This window comes from Streptomyces sp. NPDC021100 (assembly GCF_044333095.1).
In the GTDB taxonomy this organism is placed as follows: Bacteria; Actinomycetota; Actinomycetes; order Streptomycetales; family Streptomycetaceae; genus Streptomyces.
This window is the reverse complement of sequence record NZ_JBIRQH010000008.1, coordinates 148,759-165,874: the sequence shown is the minus strand read 5'-3', so window position 1 is coordinate 165,874 and position 17,116 is coordinate 148,759. Positions and strand designations below refer to the sequence as shown.

The 17,116-nt window shown below is 74.7% G+C and carries 12 protein-coding genes; all 12 read left to right on the top strand.

Annotated features, from left to right (window positions below):
• Positions 1–355 precede the first annotated feature (355 nt).
• The 12 genes from ACH4PU_RS17570 to galK all read left to right on the top strand — a co-directional run bounded on the left by ACH4PU_RS17570 (position 356) and on the right by galK (position 17,062).
• The gene (locus ACH4PU_RS17570) at positions 356–835 is read left to right on the top strand and encodes a hypothetical protein (protein ID WP_398272435.1); all 480 of its coding nucleotides are present in this window, start codon (positions 356–358) and stop codon (positions 833–835) included.
• Between the two features lie 65 nt (positions 836–900).
• Positions 901–1,821, top strand: a complete 921-nt coding sequence (locus tag ACH4PU_RS17565) for a TatD family hydrolase (RefSeq protein WP_398272433.1) — start codon at positions 901–903, stop codon at positions 1,819–1,821.
• A gap of 100 nt (positions 1,822–1,921) precedes the next feature.
• Complete coding sequence (locus ACH4PU_RS17560) at positions 1,922–3,529, top strand: ubiquitin-like domain-containing protein (protein ID WP_398272431.1); 1,608 nt, start codon at positions 1,922–1,924, stop codon at positions 3,527–3,529.
• Positions 3,526–4,401 (top strand): 16S rRNA (adenine(1518)-N(6)/adenine(1519)-N(6))-dimethyltransferase RsmA, encoded by an 876-nt coding sequence (rsmA, locus tag ACH4PU_RS17555; protein ID WP_398272428.1) that lies wholly within the window; start codon positions 3,526–3,528, stop codon positions 4,399–4,401. The genes ACH4PU_RS17560 and rsmA overlap by 4 nt, the downstream gene beginning before the upstream one ends.
• A 123-nt stretch (positions 4,402–4,524) precedes the next feature.
• The gene (locus ACH4PU_RS17550) at positions 4,525–5,442 is read left to right on the top strand and encodes a 4-(cytidine 5'-diphospho)-2-C-methyl-D-erythritol kinase (protein ID WP_398272426.1); all 918 of its coding nucleotides are present in this window, start codon (positions 4,525–4,527) and stop codon (positions 5,440–5,442) included.
• Positions 5,443–5,742: 300 nt separating this feature from the next.
• On the top strand, positions 5,743–8,274 hold the full coding sequence (locus ACH4PU_RS17545) for an FtsX-like permease family protein (RefSeq protein WP_398272424.1): 2,532 nt from the start codon (positions 5,743–5,745) through the stop codon (positions 8,272–8,274).
• 97 nt (positions 8,275–8,371) lie between these two features.
• On the top strand, positions 8,372–10,174 hold the full coding sequence (locus ACH4PU_RS17540; protein WP_398272422.1) for an ABC-F family ATP-binding cassette domain-containing protein: 1,803 nt from the start codon (positions 8,372–8,374) through the stop codon (positions 10,172–10,174).
• 292 nt (positions 10,175–10,466) lie between these two features.
• Positions 10,467–12,428, top strand: coding sequence for a PQQ-binding-like beta-propeller repeat protein (locus ACH4PU_RS17535; RefSeq protein WP_398272420.1), 1,962 nt, complete (start codon positions 10,467–10,469; stop codon positions 12,426–12,428).
• A 293-nt stretch (positions 12,429–12,721) separates the two neighbouring features.
• Entirely contained in the window at positions 12,722–13,441 is a 720-nt protein-coding gene (locus ACH4PU_RS17530) for a response regulator transcription factor (protein WP_398272418.1), read from the top strand.
• 185 nt (positions 13,442–13,626) lie between these two features.
• Positions 13,627–14,952 carry a galactose-1-phosphate uridylyltransferase gene (gene galT, locus ACH4PU_RS17525; protein WP_398272416.1) on the top strand — a complete coding sequence of 442 codons (1,326 nt, stop codon included), beginning with the start codon at positions 13,627–13,629 and terminating at the stop codon, positions 14,950–14,952.
• Complete coding sequence (gene galE / locus ACH4PU_RS17520; RefSeq protein WP_398272414.1) at positions 14,949–15,926, top strand: UDP-glucose 4-epimerase GalE; 978 nt, start codon at positions 14,949–14,951, stop codon at positions 15,924–15,926. Before galT ends, galE begins: the two co-directional genes overlap by 4 nt.
• Complete coding sequence (gene galK / locus ACH4PU_RS17515; RefSeq protein ID WP_398272411.1) at positions 15,923–17,062, top strand: galactokinase; 1,140 nt, start codon at positions 15,923–15,925, stop codon at positions 17,060–17,062. The genes galE and galK overlap by 4 nt, the downstream gene beginning before the upstream one ends.
• Positions 17,063–17,116: the final 54 nt, after the last annotated feature.

Here is a 17,116-nt window from a genome sequence, read left to right as displayed (position 1 = left end):
CCGGCCGGTTTACCGGGGGGCACCCCTTCGGAACTGCGGAAACGGTCCGCCGACCCCCTGCGGGCGCCCGGAGCCGCAGGTACCGGCGCCGAAATGGCCTGGACCGGAGCCCCTGGCCGCGCCCCTCACGAAATGCCGGCCGCCGCGCCTCGCCGTAAAGTAAAGGGCTGGAGCGAAAAGCAAAGGTCAGACCTCGCTCCCGGGCTCTTCGGGCATGTAGCGGTTAAGTTTGCCCCAATTCGAGGAATGGGCTGCTGCGTCGGCGCGGGAATGGGCGTTCCCTGGTTGTGGGACGTCCGATCCCGATGAACGTCCGAACGGACCGGGAAATGTCCGGAGGACAAGAGGAGCTGCCATGAGCGAGACCGCAGGGACCTCACGAGGCGTGGAGTCCGGCACCGCCATCCGCACCGCGACGGAAACCGGTGCGCCGGCCGTCCGGACGGTTCGCGACACGGTGCACGAGTCCTACGCCTTCGCCTGCATGAGGTGCGCGCACAGCTGGGAACAGTCGTACGAAATAGAGCACCACGTGGACCACGAGGGCCGGCCCTTCGTCACGTACCACACGGACGGCGACCGCGTCCCGTCCCCGCTCACCCGCCCCACCTGCCCCAACTGCGGGGAGCACCTGGTCCGCATCATGCGCTCGGGGCAGGTCTCCCAGATCGCGGACGCCCTGCACATGGCCTCCCGGACGACGGTGTCGCCGGCCTCCCCCTCCGGGCCGTTCATGAGCGGCGGCATCCCGGTCGGCAACGAGCAGCCGCGCGCCCCCCGGGAACCGCGGCACTGGCACCTCTCCGACCTGCTGCACCCCTTCCACCGCAAGTAGGCGGGTCGGCGGGACGGGGAACCCGCCCCGGGCACGGCCCGGGAGCGGTCCCTAGAATCCCGACCATGGCGGCGAATGCATCGAACAGCGGCACGGCGGACGGCGGGCGGAAGAAGAACGACGAAAAGGACGTCCCTCCGCCCCCGCCGGCGCCGCTGAACGTGCCCGTGGCCGACTCGCACACCCATCTGGACATGCAGGACGGCACGGTCGCCGAAGCGCTGGCCAAGGCCGCCGCCGTCGGGGTCACGACGGTGATCCAGGTGGGGTGCGACCTGGCCGGTTCGCGCTGGGCGGCCGAGACGGCCGCCGCCCACGACGCCGTCTGGGCCACCGTGGCCCTGCACCCCAACGAAGCGCCCCGGATCGTCCTGGGGGACCCCGACGGCTGGTCCCGGCAGGGCGCCCGCGAGCCCGGCGGTGACGCCGCCCTCGACGCGGCCCTGGACGAGATCGACGCCCTGGCCGCCCTGGACCAGGTCCGCGGCGTGGGGGAGACCGGCCTCGACTTCTTCCGCACCGGCCCGGAGGGCGTCGCCGCGCAGGAGCGCTCGTTCCGCCGGCACATCGCCATCGCCAAGCGGCACGGCAAGGCCCTCGTCATCCACGACCGGGACGCGCACGACGACGTCCTGCGGGTGCTCGCCGAGGAGGGAGCGCCCGAGACGGTCGTCTTCCACTGTTTCTCCGGCGACGCGGCGATGGCCAAGGTCTGCGCCGAGGCCGGGTACTACCTCTCCTTCGCCGGGAACGTCACCTTCAAGAACGCGCAACCGCTGCGCGACGCCCTGGCCGTCGCCCCGCTCGACCGGATCCTCGTCGAGACCGACGCGCCGTTCCTCACCCCCGTCCCGTATCGCGGACGGCCCAACGCGCCGTACCTCATTCCGGTCACTCTCCGGGCGATGGCCGCGGTGAAGGGCGTGGACGAGGACGCCCTGGCCACGGCGGTCGCGGCGAATACCGCACGCGCGTTCCGGTACTGACCCCCGGATCCCGACGACACAGGGTGACGGGCGGGCTTGGGAGAGTCACCCCGGCTCCGCTACAGTCCCGGTCCCGTCAGTCCGGACCCAGTGGAGTGTCGTGAGCCATCCGCAGGGCAGCCCCCACGCCGCGCGCCGCGGTGCGGCCGAGCCGCCGCCGTACGGGCCGTACGCGCCCGACGGCGATTACGGCCAGTCCGACCCGTACGGGCCCCACGGGGGCCTGGGCGGGCACGGGCTGGGGAGCCGGCCAGGCCAGGGCCAGGGCCAGGGCGGCTCCGGGACGTACGCCGGCTACGAGGCGTACGTGCCCCGGCAGACCTCCGCGCCGCCCGGGACGGCCGCGCCGCCGCCCTCCGCCACCGTGCTCACCGGCGTCGTCCACCCCTCGTACGACGGTCACCCGTACGAGGGGTGCGCACCCGCCGTCGCCGTCCCCTCCGAGGAGGAAGAGCCGGAGGACACCTTCCGGAGCGGCCCGTTCAGCGCCCTCGACGACGAGCCCGACGGCGAGCCCCCCGACGGCCTCCACGGCGAGGCGCCCCCACCCGGCCGGGCGGGCGCCCGCAGGGCCGGGCGCCGCAAGCGGGCCGCGCGGGCGGCGCCCCGGCAGGGCGGGGACCCGCTGCGCCGGCTGCTCCCGCAGGCCCTGGTGGTCGCCTTCCTGGCCGGCGGCACCTCCGCGTTCGTCGCCGGCGACAAGGCCGTCCAGCTCAGCGTCGACGGCCGGCCGCGCACCCTGCACACCTTCGCCGACGACGTCGAGGAGCTGCTGGCCGACGAGGGCATGGCGGTCGGCGAGCACGACATCGTCGCCCCCGGCCGCCACCACGACCTCGCCTCCGGCGACCAGGTCATCGTCCGCTACGGCCGCCCGGTCACCCTCACCCTCGACGGGGAGCGCCGCCAGGTGTGGACCACCGCCCGGACCGTGGACGGCGCCCTGCGCCAGCTCGGCGTCCGGGCCGAGGGTGCCTACCTGTCCGCCTCCCGCTCCGCGCCCATCGGCCGGCACGGCCTGAACCTGGACGTCCGCACCGAGCGGACCCTCACCTTCATGGCCGACGGCCGCACCCGCACCATCCGCACCAACGCCGCGACCGTCCGCGAGGCCATCGCCCAGGCCGGGATCACCCTCGACGGCGAGGACACCGCCTCCGTCGACCCCGACAGCTTCCCGCGCGACGGCCAGACCGTCTCGATCATGCGCATCACCGGCGGCCGGGAGGTCCGCGAGGTGCCCATCGACTTCACCACCGAGCGCCACGACGACCCCCACCTCGCCAAGGGCACCGAGGTCGTCGCCCAGCGCGGCGAGAAGGGCGTCGAACGCATCACCTACGCGCTCCGGACCGTCAACGGCGTCCGGCAGAAACCCCGCCGGGTGTCCTCCGAGATCGTCCGCAGGCCCCGCACCCAGATCATCAAGGTGGGCACCAAGAAGATGCCCACCAGCGTGCAGGGCGCCGACGGCCTGAACTGGCACGGACTCGCCCAGTGCGAGGCCGGCGGGCGGCCCGACGCGGTGGACCCGTCGGGCACCTATGGCGGGCTGTACCAGTTCGACGTCGGCACCTGGCAGTCCCTCGGCGGCAGCGGACGACCGCAGGAGGCCAGCGCCGAGGAACAGACGCTGCGCGCCAAGAAGCTGTACGTGCGCCGGGGGGCGAGCCCGTGGCCCGTGTGCGGCCGTAAACTTCACGGGTGAGCTCCAGCCCCAGCACAGACGAGTCCGGCGCCCTGCTCGGCCCCGCCGACATCCGCGAACTGGCCGCCGCCCTCGGGGTGCGCCCCACCAAGCAGCGCGGTCAGAACTTCGTGATCGACGCCAACACGGTCCGGCGCATCGTCCGCACCGCCGCGGTGCGCCCCGACGACGTGGTCGTCGAGGTCGGCCCCGGCCTGGGGTCGCTGACGCTCGCCCTGCTGGAGGCCGCCGACCGGGTCACCGCCGTCGAGATCGACGACGTGCTGGCCGCGGCCCTGCCGTCGACCATCGCCGCCCGGCTCCCCGACCGCGCCGACCGCTTCGCACTCGTGCACAGCGACGCCATGCGCGTCACCGAACTGCCCGGCCCGCCGCCCACCGCGCTGGTCGCCAACCTCCCGTACAACGTCGCCGTGCCTGTGCTGCTGCACATGCTGGAGCGGTTCCCCAGCATCGAGCGCACCCTCGTCATGGTCCAGGCCGAGGTCGCCGACCGGCTCGCCGCCCCGCCCGGCTCCAAGGTGTACGGCGTCCCCTCGGTCAAGGCCGCCTGGTACGCGGAGGTCAAGCGGGCCGGCGCCATCGGCCGCAACGTCTTCTGGCCCGCCCCGAACGTCGACTCCGGCCTCGTCTCCCTCGTCCGCCGCGCCGAGCCCATCGCCACCACGGCCAGCAGGGAAGAGGTCTTCGCGGTCGTCGACGCGGCCTTCGCCCAGCGGCGCAAGACGCTGCGCGCGGCCCTCGCCGGCTGGGCGGGGTCCGCGGCGGCGGCGGAGGCGGCGCTGGTCGCCGCGGGGGTCTCGCCGCAGGCGCGCGGCGAATCGCTGACGGTGGACGAGTTCGTGGCCATCGCCGAGCACAAGGCGGGCTGAGGCCGCTTTTCCGCGGCCGGTCGCGGGCGGGGGCGCGTCGACGGTACGGGCAGGCCCGCTCCCCGGCCGCCTCCGCCGTACGATCCGCCCTACCGCCGTTTCCGACCCGAGGAGCCGTCCCCCGTGACCGCGCAGTCCGTCACCGTCCGCGTCCCCGCCAAGGTCAACGTCCAACTGGCCGTCGCGGGTCCGCGCCCGGACGGCTTTCACAACCTCGCCAACGTCTTCCTCGCCGTCTCCCTGTACGACCGTGTCACCGCCACCCCGGCCGACGAGCTGCGGATCACCTGCTCCGGCCCCGACGCCGGCCAGGTGCCCCTCGACACCTCCAACCTCGCCGCCCGCGCGGCCCTCGCCCTCGCCGAGAGGTACGGGCGCGACGCGCGCGTCCACCTCCACATCGACAAGGACATCCCCGTCGCCGGCGGCATGGCCGGCGGCAGCGCGGACGGCGCCGGTGCGCTGCTCGCCTGCGACGCGCTGTGGGGGACGGGTGCCTCACGAGATGAATTCCTGGCCATCTGCGCGGAGTTGGGCAGCGACGTGCCGTTCAGCCTGCTCGGCGGGGCGGCGCTCGGCGTCGGGAGGGGCGAGCGGCTGACGCCGCTGGAGGCGGGTGGGACGTTCCACTGGGTCTTCGGTGTCGCGGACGGCGGGCTGTCCACGCCGGCCGTGTACGCGGAGTGCGACCGGCTGCGGGCCGAGGCGGGGACGGATCCCGGGCCCGAGCAGCCCTCCGCTTCCGCCGCGCTGCTTGACGCTCTGCGGGTCGGGGACGCGGGGGCGCTGGCCGCTGCCGTCTCCAACGACCTTCAGGCTGCGGCGGTTTCGCTGCGGCCGTCGCTCGCGGAGACGCTTTCGGCCGGGTCGGCGGCCGGGGCGCTCGCGGCGATGGTGTCCGGGTCGGGTCCGACGACCGCTTTCCTCACGAAGAACGCGGAGGAGGCGGAGACGGTCGCCTCGGCGTTGCGGGCGTCGGGGACGTGCCGGGCGGTGCGGGTGGCGTCGGGGCCGGTGGTCGGGGCCACCGTGGTGGGGTGAGCCCCGGCCCCGCCCTTTCACCGTTTCTTGCGGGGGCGAGCCCCCGCACCCCCGAAACCGCGCTCCGCGCGGTTGTCCTCAAGCGCCGGACGGGCTGAATCGTGCGCCCGGGCGAGCTATCCAGCCCGTCCGGCGTTTGAGGACGAGCGGCGGAGCCGCGAAAAGGGGGTCTGGGGCGTAGCCCCAGGAAACGGTGAAGTGGGGGTGCCCCCTCTGGGGGAGGGACTGGGGAAAACCCCACCCCCAACCCACCCGCTGCTCCCATGGGCCGCGCCCGTCGCGAAACCTACCGTTGCGGGAATGATCGGCAAGCTCGCCCTCCGCTCCCTCCGCCTCAGAACCCCCGCCTTCCTCGCCACCTTCCTGGCCCTCCTCATCGGCGCCACGATCGTGATGGCCTGCGGCGGCCTGATGGAGACGGGCATCCGCAACAACGTCCCGCCGCAGCGCCTGGCCGGGGCGCGGATCCTGGTCACGGGTGACCGGATCCACCACCAGCCAGGAGAGAAGAAGCAGCGGGTGCTCGCGGAGCGCGTGGAACTGCCGGCCGGGCTGACCGGCAAGGTGGAGGCCGTGCCGGGGGTCCGGACGGCCGTCGGGGAGCGGACGTTCGACGTCGCGCTGCCGGACGGGGGCGGGACGGCGGAGGCGCACGGGTGGGAGTCCGCGGCCCTCACCCCGTACGCCCTCGCGGAGGGCGCCGCGCCCCGCCGCGGCGAGGTCGTCCTCGACGTGGCCCTCGCCCGGCGCGCCCGGGCCGGGGCGGGCGACCGCGTCCGCGTCCTGGCGCACGGCGGCGTGGCCGAGTACCGGGTGAGCGGTGTGGCCCGGCCCGCCGCCGGGCGGGACGTGCCGCGACGGACGCTGTTCTTCTCGGCGCCGGACGCCGAGCGGCTGTCCGCCCACCCGGGCACCGTCGCCGACATCGCGGTCGTCACCGAGCCCGGCGCGGACGCCGGCGCCGTCCGCAAGGGCGTCAAGACGGCGCTCGACGGGCAGCCGGTCACCCTGCTGACCGGTGACGACCGGGGCGCGGTCGAGCACCCCGAGGTGCTCGCGGGCGGTGAGGACCTGGTCGCGATCTCCGGCGTCTTCGGCGGACTGGGCATCACCGTCGCGATGTTCGTCGTGGCCGGCACGGTCGGGCTGTCGGCCCGGCAGCGGTTCCGCGAACTGGCCCTGCTGCGGGCCGTCGGCGCCACGACGGGCCAGATCCGCCGGCTGCTGCTCGGCGAGACCCTGCTGATCGCCGTGTTCGCCGGGGCGGCCGCGTGGCCGGCGGGTCCCGCGCTGGGCCGGTGGCTGTTCGGGCGGATGACCGACACGGGCATGGTGGCGGAGACCGTCGAGTTCAGCCAGGGCTGGATCCCGGCCCTGCCCGCGTACGGCTCCCTCCTGCTGACGTCCGTCGTCGGCACGCTCGTCGGCACCCTGCGGGCCGTGCGCGCCAAGCCGGTCGAGGCGCTGGGCGAGGCCGCCGCGCCGCAGCGGTGGTTCCACCCCGTGCGGCTGGGGCTCGGGCTGCTGTTCCTGGCCGGCGCCACCGCCCTCGCGCTGGTCACCGCGCTCGTCCTGCGCGGCCCGGTGGCGGCGAGCACGGCCGGGCCGACGGTGATGTGCTGCGTCGTCGGCCTGGCGCTGCTGGGGCCGTGGTTCGTGAAGCTCGTGAGTGTCCTGCTGCACTGGCCCGTGCGCCTGCTGACCGGCGCGTCCGGCCGGCTGGCCGCCCTCAACTGCCGGGCGAGCGCGCTCCGTACGGCCGCCGTCGCCACCCCGGTGATGCTGGCGACGGCGATCACCACCGGCATGCTCTACCTCCAGACCAGCGTGGCCGCCGCCACCGACCGGGAGTTCAACGGGAACCTGCGGGCCGACGCGGTGCTCACCTCGGCGGCCGGCGGCATCGACCCCGCGCTGGTGGCCACCGTGCGCGGGCTGCCCGGCGTCGCCGCCGCGAGCGCGTCCGTCACCGGCACCGTGTTCACCGAACGCCCGCACGACGGCGGGGAGAACAAGCGCGGCACGACCGTCCAGGGCGTGGACGCCGAGGGCGCCGGGCAGGTCCTCGCGACCCGGCCGACCGCCGGCCGGCTGGCCGACCTCACGGGGAACGCCGTCGCGCTCCCCGAGGCCGCCGCCCGCCGTATGCACCGCGGGGTCGGCGACACCATCGGGCTGCGGATGGGCGACGGCGCCTCGGTGGACGTCCGGATCGTGGCGCTCTTCCCGGCCCGCGAGGGCTTCGAGACGGCCCTCACCAGCACCACGCTGCTCGCCCGGCACACCACCACCGGGCTGCCGACGCAGATCCTGGTCAAGGCCGCGCCCGGTGTCCCCGTCGAGCGGCTTACGGACGAGCTCGGCCGGCTGGCGGCCCGGCACCCCGGGCTGAAGGTCAGCGACCGGGACGAGGTGACGGCCCGGCGTGCGGAGAACACCCGCACCCAGATGTGGGCGAACTACCTCATCGTGGGCATGCTCGTGGCCTACACCACCCTCGCCGTCGTCAACTCGACGGTCGTCGCGGTCGGCGCCCGCCGCCGGGAGTTCGCCCTCCAGCGGCTCACCGGTGCCACCAAGGGCCAGGTGCTGCGGATGATGGCGGTCGAGAGCCTGTACGTCGCCGCCGTCGGGCTGATCCTCGGCACCCTCGCGGCGGCCACCACGCTCGTCCCGTTCAGCCTGTCCGTCTCCGACACCTGGCGGCCGTCCGGGCCCGCCTCGATCTACCTCGCGGTGGTGGCCGCCGCCGGGGCCGTCACGCTCGTCTCGACGCTCCTCCCCACCTGGGCCGCGCTGCGCGCCCGGCCCGTGGAAGCCGCGAAGGCGTGACGGGGGAGACTCCCCGGCCGGGGTTCCCCGCGGGCGTGGGATCCTGAAGGGAGGACCACAGGGCTCCTGAAGGGGAGACCGCGGAGCGAGGAGCGGAATGGCAGCCAACCTGGTCAATCTGGAAGCCGTCGACAAGGTGTACGGCACCCGTGCGCTGCTCGACGGCGTCTCCCTCGGCGTCAACGAGGGCGACCGGATCGGCGTGGTCGGCCGCAACGGCGACGGCAAGACCACCCTGATCCGCATCCTCGCCAAGCTGGAGGACGCCGACAAGGGCCGCGTCACCCACGCGGGCCACGTGCGTCTCGGCGTCCTCACCCAGCACGACTCCCTCGACCCCGAGGCCACCGTCCGGCACGAGGTCATCGGTGACCTCGCCGACCACGAGTGGGCGGGCAACGCCAAGATCCGCGACGTCCTCACCGGCCTCTTCGGCGGTCTCGACCTCCCCGGCTTCCCGCAGGGGCTGGACACCGTCATCGGCCCGCTCTCCGGCGGCGAGCGGCGCCGGATCGCGCTGGCCAAGCTGCTGATCGCCGACCAGGACCTCGTCGTCCTCGACGAGCCCACCAACCACTTGGACGTCGAGGGCATCTCCTGGCTGGCGAGCCACCTGCGGGCGCGCCGCTCGGCGCTCGTCTGCGTCACGCACGACCGCTGGTTCCTCGACCAGGTGTGCACCCGCATGTGGGACGTCCAGCGCGGCACCGTCCACGAGTACGAGGGCGGCTACAGCGACTACGTCTTCGCCCGCGCCGAGCGCGAGCGGATCGCCGCCACCGAGGAGGCCAAGCGGCAGAACCTGATGCGCAAGGAGCTCGCCTGGCTGCGCCGCGGCGCCCCGGCCCGCACCAGCAAGCCGCGCTTCCGCATCGAGGCCGCCAACGAGCTGATCGCCGACGTGCCGCCGCCGCGCGACAACGCCGAACTGATGAAGTTCGCGAGCTCCCGGCTGGGCAAGACCGTCTTCGACCTGGAGAACGTGACCGTCCAGGCCGGCCCCAAGGTCCTCATCGAGCACCTGACCTGGCAGCTCGGCCCCGGCGACCGGATCGGCCTCGTCGGCGTCAACGGTGCCGGCAAGACCTCGCTGCTGCGCACCCTCGCCGAGGCCGCCCGGACGGAGGGCGAGAAGCAGCCCGCGGCCGGCAAGGTCGTGGTCGGCAAGACGGTCAAGCTCGCCTACCTCTCCCAGGAGGTCGCCGAACTCAACCCCGCCCTGCGGGTGCTGGAGGCCGTCCAGCAGGTGCGCGACCGCGTCGACCTCGGCAAGGGCCGGGAGATGACCGCGGGGCAGCTGTGCGAGAAGTTCGGCTTCACCAAGGAGAAGCAGTGGACGCCCGTCGGCGACCTCTCCGGTGGTGAGCGCCGCCGCCTCCAGCTGCTGCGGCTGCTGATGGACGAGCCCAACGTCCTCTTCCTCGACGAGCCCACCAACGATCTCGACATCGAGACCCTGACCCAGCTGGAGGACCTGCTCGACGGCTGGCCCGGCTCGATGGTCGTCATCAGTCACGACCGGTACTTCGTCGAGCGCACCACCGACCGGGTGTTCGCGCTGCTCGGCGACCGCTTCCTGCGGATGCTGCCGCGCGGCCTCGACGAGTACCTGGAGCGGCGGCAGGCCGTCCTCGACGCGGCGGCGCCCGCGGCCCCCGCCGCTGCCGCCCCCGCCAGGCAGAAGAGCGCGGGCGACGCCCGGGCCGCCAAGAAGGAGCTCCAGAAGATCGAGCGCCGGCTCGACAAGGTGAGCGAGCTGGAGGCGAAGCTGCACGAGCGCATCGCCGAACAGGCCACCGACTTCGAGGCGGTGGCCAAGCTCGACGCCGAACTGCGCGAACTCGCCGCGGAGCGCGAGGAACTGGAGATGCGCTGGCTGGAACTGGCCGACGACGTGTGACGGGTGGGGCGGGTGGTGAGGCGGGCGCGAGGCGGCGCCCGCCCTCCGCCGACGCCACACACGTCCTCCATCGAAGCCACAACGGTCTCGTCACAGCCCGGTATCGGTGGCTCCGCACCTCAGGCGGCCCTCCCTGCCCCGGCGGCGCAGAGTGATACAAAGAACCCCCGCTCGCCTGCCGCTCACTGGCGGGATCCGCACCCGATGCGCTCCTTCCCGATGGCCGCCCGCCACCGGGATCGCGGGGGAGGCCGGTCGGGCCGCGGCTTCCCGCGCGTAAAGAGGAAAGCCGATGTCACAGCCGCCCAAGCCGCCTCAGCCACCGCAGGGGGTGCCCCCGGAGCAGCCGGCCGGAGGCTTCGGCGCGCCCCAGGACCCCACCCCGACGGCCGCGGCGCCCCAGGACCGTCCCGGGCCCACGCCCACGGTCTTCGCACCCGGTGTGCCGGCGCCCGCGGCGCCGGGCTTCGGCGCCCCGCAGGGCACCGCGCCCGGGTTCGGTGCCCCGCCGGCCATGCCGCCGCGGCCGCAGGACCAGCCGCCGGCCGCGCCGCCGCAGGCCCAGCCCGCGTACGGCTACCCGCAGGCGCCCCCACCGCCGCCGGGTGCCCCCCAGGCTCCGCCCGCGCCCCCCGGCGCGCCGCTCGCTCCGCCGCCGGGCGCTCCCCAGCCGCCGCCCCCGCCGGGGGCGCCGCACACCCCGCCGTTCCCGGCGGGCGGTTACGGCTACCCGGGCCCGGCCGGGCCGGGCGCCCCCACGCCCGTCCAGCCGTTCCCGCAGTACGGGGGCGGTGGTTACCCGCCGCCGCCCGCGCCGTCCGGCGGCGGCTCCAAGAAGCGGATGACGGTCATCGTCAGCGCCGTGACCGCGCTGGTGCTCGCCGTCGGCGGTGGCGTCTGGTACGCCACCCAGGGCGGTGACGACAAGGACGACAAGCACACCAACTCCGCCGACAAGGGCGGGAAGCAGGGGCAGGGCAAGGAGACCGGCGGCAAGGGCGGGTCCGAGGACCAGAAGCCGAAGGACGGCAAGCTCCTCTTCGGCGCCGACCAGCCGATGGTCGACGACAGCCGGTCGGCGGCCGGCATGTGGGTCACCGACAAGGTCTTCGCCAAGAGCGACCTCGACAAGGTCGTCGGCTACGGCCTGTCCGGCGGCAAGCAGTGGGAGATCCCGCTGCCCGGCGACATCTGCTCGGCACCGAAGCACGTCACCGAGGACGGCAAGACGGCCGTGGTCGTCGAGGAGGAGCCGCCGTCCTCCACCAAGCCCTACGGCGGCCCGTGCAATCAGGTCGTGGCCCTGGACCTGAACAACGGGAAGAAGCTGTGGCAGAAGTCGGTCAAGATCGGTGACCGAACGGTCGCGTTCCAGGACGTCACCGTCGGCGGCGGGACCATCGCGGCGGGCAGCCTCCAGGGCGGCGCCGCCTGGACGATGGACGGCAAGGAGCTGTGGAAGCCCAAGCCGGAGGACCTCTGCAAGGACGACGGCTACGGCGGCGGCGGCAAGCTCGTGGCGGTCCGGCGCTGCGGCGACTACGAGCGCCCGCAGATGAAGATCCAGACGCTCGACCCGGCGTCCGGTAAGACCAAGTCCACCTTCAACCTGCCGAACGGCGTCGACGACGCGCACGTGGTGTCGACCGACCCGCTGGTCATCGGCGTCAAGGTGGGCGATCACAGCGGCACCGGCGTCTCGGACTTCATGGCCATCGACGACAGCGGTTCCGAGGGCAAGCTGCGCAGCAAGATCTCCACGGAGAACGGCAAGTACCAGCCGCGCTGCCAGTCGAGCGGCGTCGAGTCCTGCTACAAGCTGGCCGTCGACAAGGACAAGCTCTACCTGCCCACCGACGACCACCAGACCGGCAAGTCGGGCGAGGTCGGCCGTATCAACGAGATCGTCGCGTTCGACCTGGCCAGCGGGCAGACGAAGGGCAAGGTCGACGGCCGCGTGAGCTCCACGCTGGTGCCGCTGGGCGTGGAGAAGGACGGCGCGGTCATCGGCTACCAGACGGCGGGCTGGCGCAATGGCGGCACGGTGGTGAGCATCGACCCGCAGACCTTCGCCACCAGGGTGCTGCTGAAGAACCCGGTCGCCACCCAGCAGACCGAGAATCAGATCTCGCCCCTCTTCGAGCAGGCGATCTGGGCGCAGGGCCGGCTCTACCTGGGCCGCAAGTACCTGCACAAGCCGAGCCCGTTCGCGGGCGGCAAGGAGTACGTCGCCATGATCTGGGGGGCCGAGTGAGAGGCTGGGGCCCGCCGCAGAACGGTCACGTGCACGGTCGTTCAGGCGATCGTGTGAACGGTCACTTCCGCTACGGGAGTTGATCACTTAGCGAGCACTCCACGCCATATCCCTGTCCATCACGCGTACATGCCTGAACGATCCGTTTCAGACGCGAAGTACACGTGATTGACAGGGATTTCGGCATTCCGGGGGACTTCTCACGAGTAGGGGGCGCGGAACGTCGAACAAGCGTGTAGCTTCCGGGGGCAGAGGGCGACGAGAGACGTACGCGGGCGACAGGGGGGCAGCGCATGGGCGTGCGGCTCATGGTGGTCGACGACCACCGGCTGCTGGCCGAGGCGCTCGCCTCGGCGCTGAAGCTGCGGGGGCACCGGGTGCTGGCCGCGGCGGCGCCGAGCGCGGGAGCGGCCGATCTGGTGGTGAGCCGGGCACCCGAGGTGTGCCTGCTCGGGACCGCCGCCCCGGCGGAGCCCGGGGCCTTCGACCCCGTGGTCCGGATCAAACGCGAGCGCCCGCAGGTCGCCGTCGTGGTGCTCGGCCCGGTGCCCAGCCCGCTCGGCATCGCCGCCGCCTTCGCCGCCGGCGCCTCCGGCTACGTACGGCACAACGAGCGCATCGAGGGCGTCGAGCGCGCCATGATGAAGGCCCGCGCCGGCGAGGCCGCGGTGGAGCCCCAGCTCCTCCAGGGCGCCTTCGCCGAACTGCTCAACCCGGCCGCCCAGCCCGACGACGAGGGCGCCCGGCTGCTCCAGCTGCTGACCCCGCGCGAGGTCGAGGTGCTGGTCCGGGTGGCCGAGGGCGAGGACACCCGGCTGATCGCGGCCGGGATGGGCATAGCGCCCAGCACCGCTCGGACGCATGTGCAGCGCGTGCTGATGAAGCTCGGCGTGGGCTCCCGGCTGGAGGCCGCCGCCCTGGCGGCCCGCACGGGCCTCCTCGACCGCGCGGCCGGCGGCCGGACGTCCGCCCCGGCCGTCGCCCGGGGCGCGGTGGGACGCCAGGGCCCGTAGGGGCGCGGCGGTACGGGCGGGAGTCCGCTCGCCGTGTCCTGGCGGACGCCGGGCCGGGGGCGGCCGGTGGTGCCAAGGCGGTACGGGCGGGAGCCCGACCCGCGTCCGTGGCACGGCGGGCCGCCGGACCGGCCGTGGCCGGCGGGACCGGTGTGCCGGACGGTACGAGCGGGCAGAGTGCGGACATGAAGAGAACGGCCACCCGGCTCGCCGACGGCCGCGAGCTGTTCTATTACGACGCGCGGGACGGCACGGTCCGCGACGCAGTGGACCGGCGGGGCCCCGGTCCGGGTGGTCGGGGTCCAGAGGGGGACGCGCCGAGCGACCCGAGGCCCGGTGGCGAGGCGGCGGCCCGGGCCGGCGACGCTCCGGGCGGTGCCTGGTTCGGTGGTCCGCCGGAGCCGCACCCGCCCGGTCCCGCTCCGGACGGTGCCGCGCCGGCTGCCTCCCACCGGGCCGACGGCGTACGACCGGATCCCGAAGCGGCGGCCACCGCTCGGTCACGTGCCCCCGAACCGGCCGGCCGGCGCGGGCCCGGGGATGGCACGGAGCCGCCCTTCCCCGCCGAGACCCGCGCGAGCGACCTGCGCGCCGATCCACTGCTCGGCGACACCGTCGTCATCGCCGCCCACCGCCAGGGCCGCACCCACCACCCGCCGCCCGACGCCTGCCCGCTCTGCCCCTCCCGGCCCGGCCGGCCCACCGAGATCCCCGACGCCGACTACGAGGTCGTGGTCTTCGAGAACCGCTTCCCGGCCCTCGCCGGGCCCGCGGCCGGCCGCTGCGAGGTGGTCTGCTTCACCGCCGACCACCACGGCTCGGCCGCCGCGCTGGACGACGAACGCGCCGCCCTCGTCCTCGACGCCTGGACCGACCGCACGGCCGAGCTGTCCGCCCGCCCCGGCACCGCCCAGGTCTACTGCTTTGAGAACCGCGGCGCGGAGATAGGCGTCACCCTCGCCCACCCGCACGGCCAGATCTACGCGTACCCCTTCGTCACCCCGCGCACCGAGCGCGCCCTCGCCTCCCTCGCCGCGCACCGCGAGCGCACGGGCGGCCGGAACCTCTACGACGACGTCGTGGCCCGCGAGGAGGCCGACGGGCGCCGCGTCGTCCTCGCCGGGGAGCACTGGACGGCGTTCGTCCCGTACGCCGCCCGCTGGCCGTACGAGGTGCACCTGTACCCGCGGCGCCGGGTGCCCGACCTGCCCGCCCTCGGCCCGGCCGCCCGGGCCGAGCTGCCGGGCGTCCACCGGGAGCTGCTGCGCCGCTTCGACCGCCTGTTCGGGCCGGACGCGCCGCCCACCCCGTATATCTCCGGCTGGCACCAGGCGCCCGTGCGCCACCCCCTCAGGAGTGAATTCGCGCTCCACGCCGAGCTCTTCACCATCCGCCGGGCTCCCGGCAAGCTCAAATTCCTCGCGGGTTCCGAGTCCGGCATGAACGTGTTCATCAACGACGTGCCGCCGGAGACCGCGGCGGAGCGACTGCGAGAGGCGGCATTCCCATGAGCATCACCACGCGCACGTGCCTGGTCACGGGGGGCGCCGGCTATATCGGCAGCGTCGTCGCGGCCCATCTGCTGGCCGCCGGGCACCGCGTGACCGTGCTCGACGACCTGTCCACCGGCCACCGCGACGCCGTCCCGCAGGGCGCGCGCTTCATCGAAGGGCGTGTGCAGGACGCCGCGCGCTGGCTGGACGGCTCGTACGACGCCGTCCTGCACTTCGCCGCCTGCTCCCAGGTCGGGGAGTCCGTCGCGGCCCCCGAGAAGTACTGGCGCAACAACGTCGGCGGCAGCCTCGACCTGCTCGACGCCATGCGGGAGGCGGACGTCCGCACCCTCGTCTTCTCCTCCACCGCCGCCACCTACGGCGACCCGCGGGACCCCGTCCCGCTGACCGAGACGGACACCACCGCCCCCACCAACCCCTACGGTGCCTCGAAGCTCGCCGTCGACCACATGATCGCCGGGGAGTGCGCGGCGCACGGCCTCGCCGCCGTATCGCTGCGCTACTTCAACGTCGCGGGTGCGCACGGCCGGTACGGCGAGCGGCACGCCCCCGAGACGCATCTGATCCCGCTCGTCCTCCAGGCGGCCCTCGGCGCGCGTGCGGAGATCACGGTGCACGGGGACGACTACCCCACCCCGGACGGCACCTGCGTCCGCGACTACCTGCACGTGAGCGACCTGGCCGAGGCGCACCTGCTGGCCCTGGACGCCGCCCGCCCCGGCGAGCACCTGATCTGCAACCTCGGCAACGGCAACGGCTTCTCCGTCCGCCAGGTCGTCGAGACCGCCCGCGAGGTCACCGGCCGGCCGCTCCCGTGCCGTACGGGCCCCCGCCGCCCCGGCGACCCCGCCGTCCTGGTCGCGTCCGCCGAGCGCGCCCGCGAGGTGCTCGGCTGGAAGCCGCGACGGCCCGAGCTGGCCGGGATCATCGCGGACGCCTGGGAGTTCGCCCGCCGCGCGGAGCCGCGGTGAACCCCACGGCGGGGTTCCGGGCGGTCTACGGCCGCGCGCCGGACGGCGTCTGGTCGGCGCCCGGCCGCGTCAACCTCATCGGCGAGCACACCGACTACAACGACGGCCTGGTGCTGCCGGCGGCCCTGTCCCGGCGCACCCGGGTGGCCGCCGCCGCGCGGCCGGACGGGCTGCTGCGGCTGCACTCCGCGCGGGCCGACGGCGGGGTGGTGACGCTGGAGCCGGCCGCGCTCGTCCCGGGGCGGGTCCGGGGCTGGGCCGCCTACCCGGCGGGCGTCGTCTGGGCGCTGCGCACGGCGGGTCTGGCCGTGGGCGGGGCGGACCTGCACGTGGAGAGCGACGTGCCGCAGGGGGCCGGCCTCTCCTCGTCCGCCGCCCTGGAGGTCGCGACGGCGCTGGCCGTCACCGGCGTCCACGGCCTCGTGCCGGAACCGGCCGAACTGGCCCGGCTGGCGCGCCACGCGGAGCACGCCTTCGTCGGCGTCCCCTGCGGGATCATGGACCAGACCGCCGCGGCCCGCTGCCGCGCCGGGCACGCGCTCCACCTCGACACCCGCGATCTCACCGTCCGCCACCTGCCGTTCGATCCGGCCGCGCACGGGCTGCGGCTGCTCGTCGTCGACGTCGGCGTCCGGCACGCGCTCGCGGACGGCGCCTACGCGGCGCGCCGCGCCGCGTGCGAGGCGGGCGCGCGGGCGCTCGGCGTACGCGCCCTGCGGGACGTCGCACCCGCGCAACTCCCGGACGTACTGGGCGCCTTGTCCGCCGAGCTGCGGCCGGTGGTCCGGCACGTCGTCACGGAGAACGAGCGCGTGGCGCGGGTGGCCGCGCTGCTGGCGGCCGGGGATCTCCGGGCGGCCGGGCCGCTGCTCACGGCCGGGCACGCCTCGCTCCGCGACGACTTCGCCGTCTCCTGCCCGGAGCTGGACCTGGCGGTCGACACCGCCTGTGCGGCGGGCGCGCTGGGCGCCCGGATGACCGGCGGGGGCTTCGGCGGGTCGGCCGTCGCGCTGGTGGCGGAGGAGCGGGCGGAGGCGGTGGCCCGGGCCGTCACGGCGGCCTTCGCGTCCGCCGGGTTCGGGGCGCCGGCCGTCTTCGCGGTGACGGCGGGGGAGGGGGCGCGGCGGGACGCCTGACCGGGATGCCTGACCGGGGCGCACGACCGGGACGCCTGACGGGAGACGCCTGAC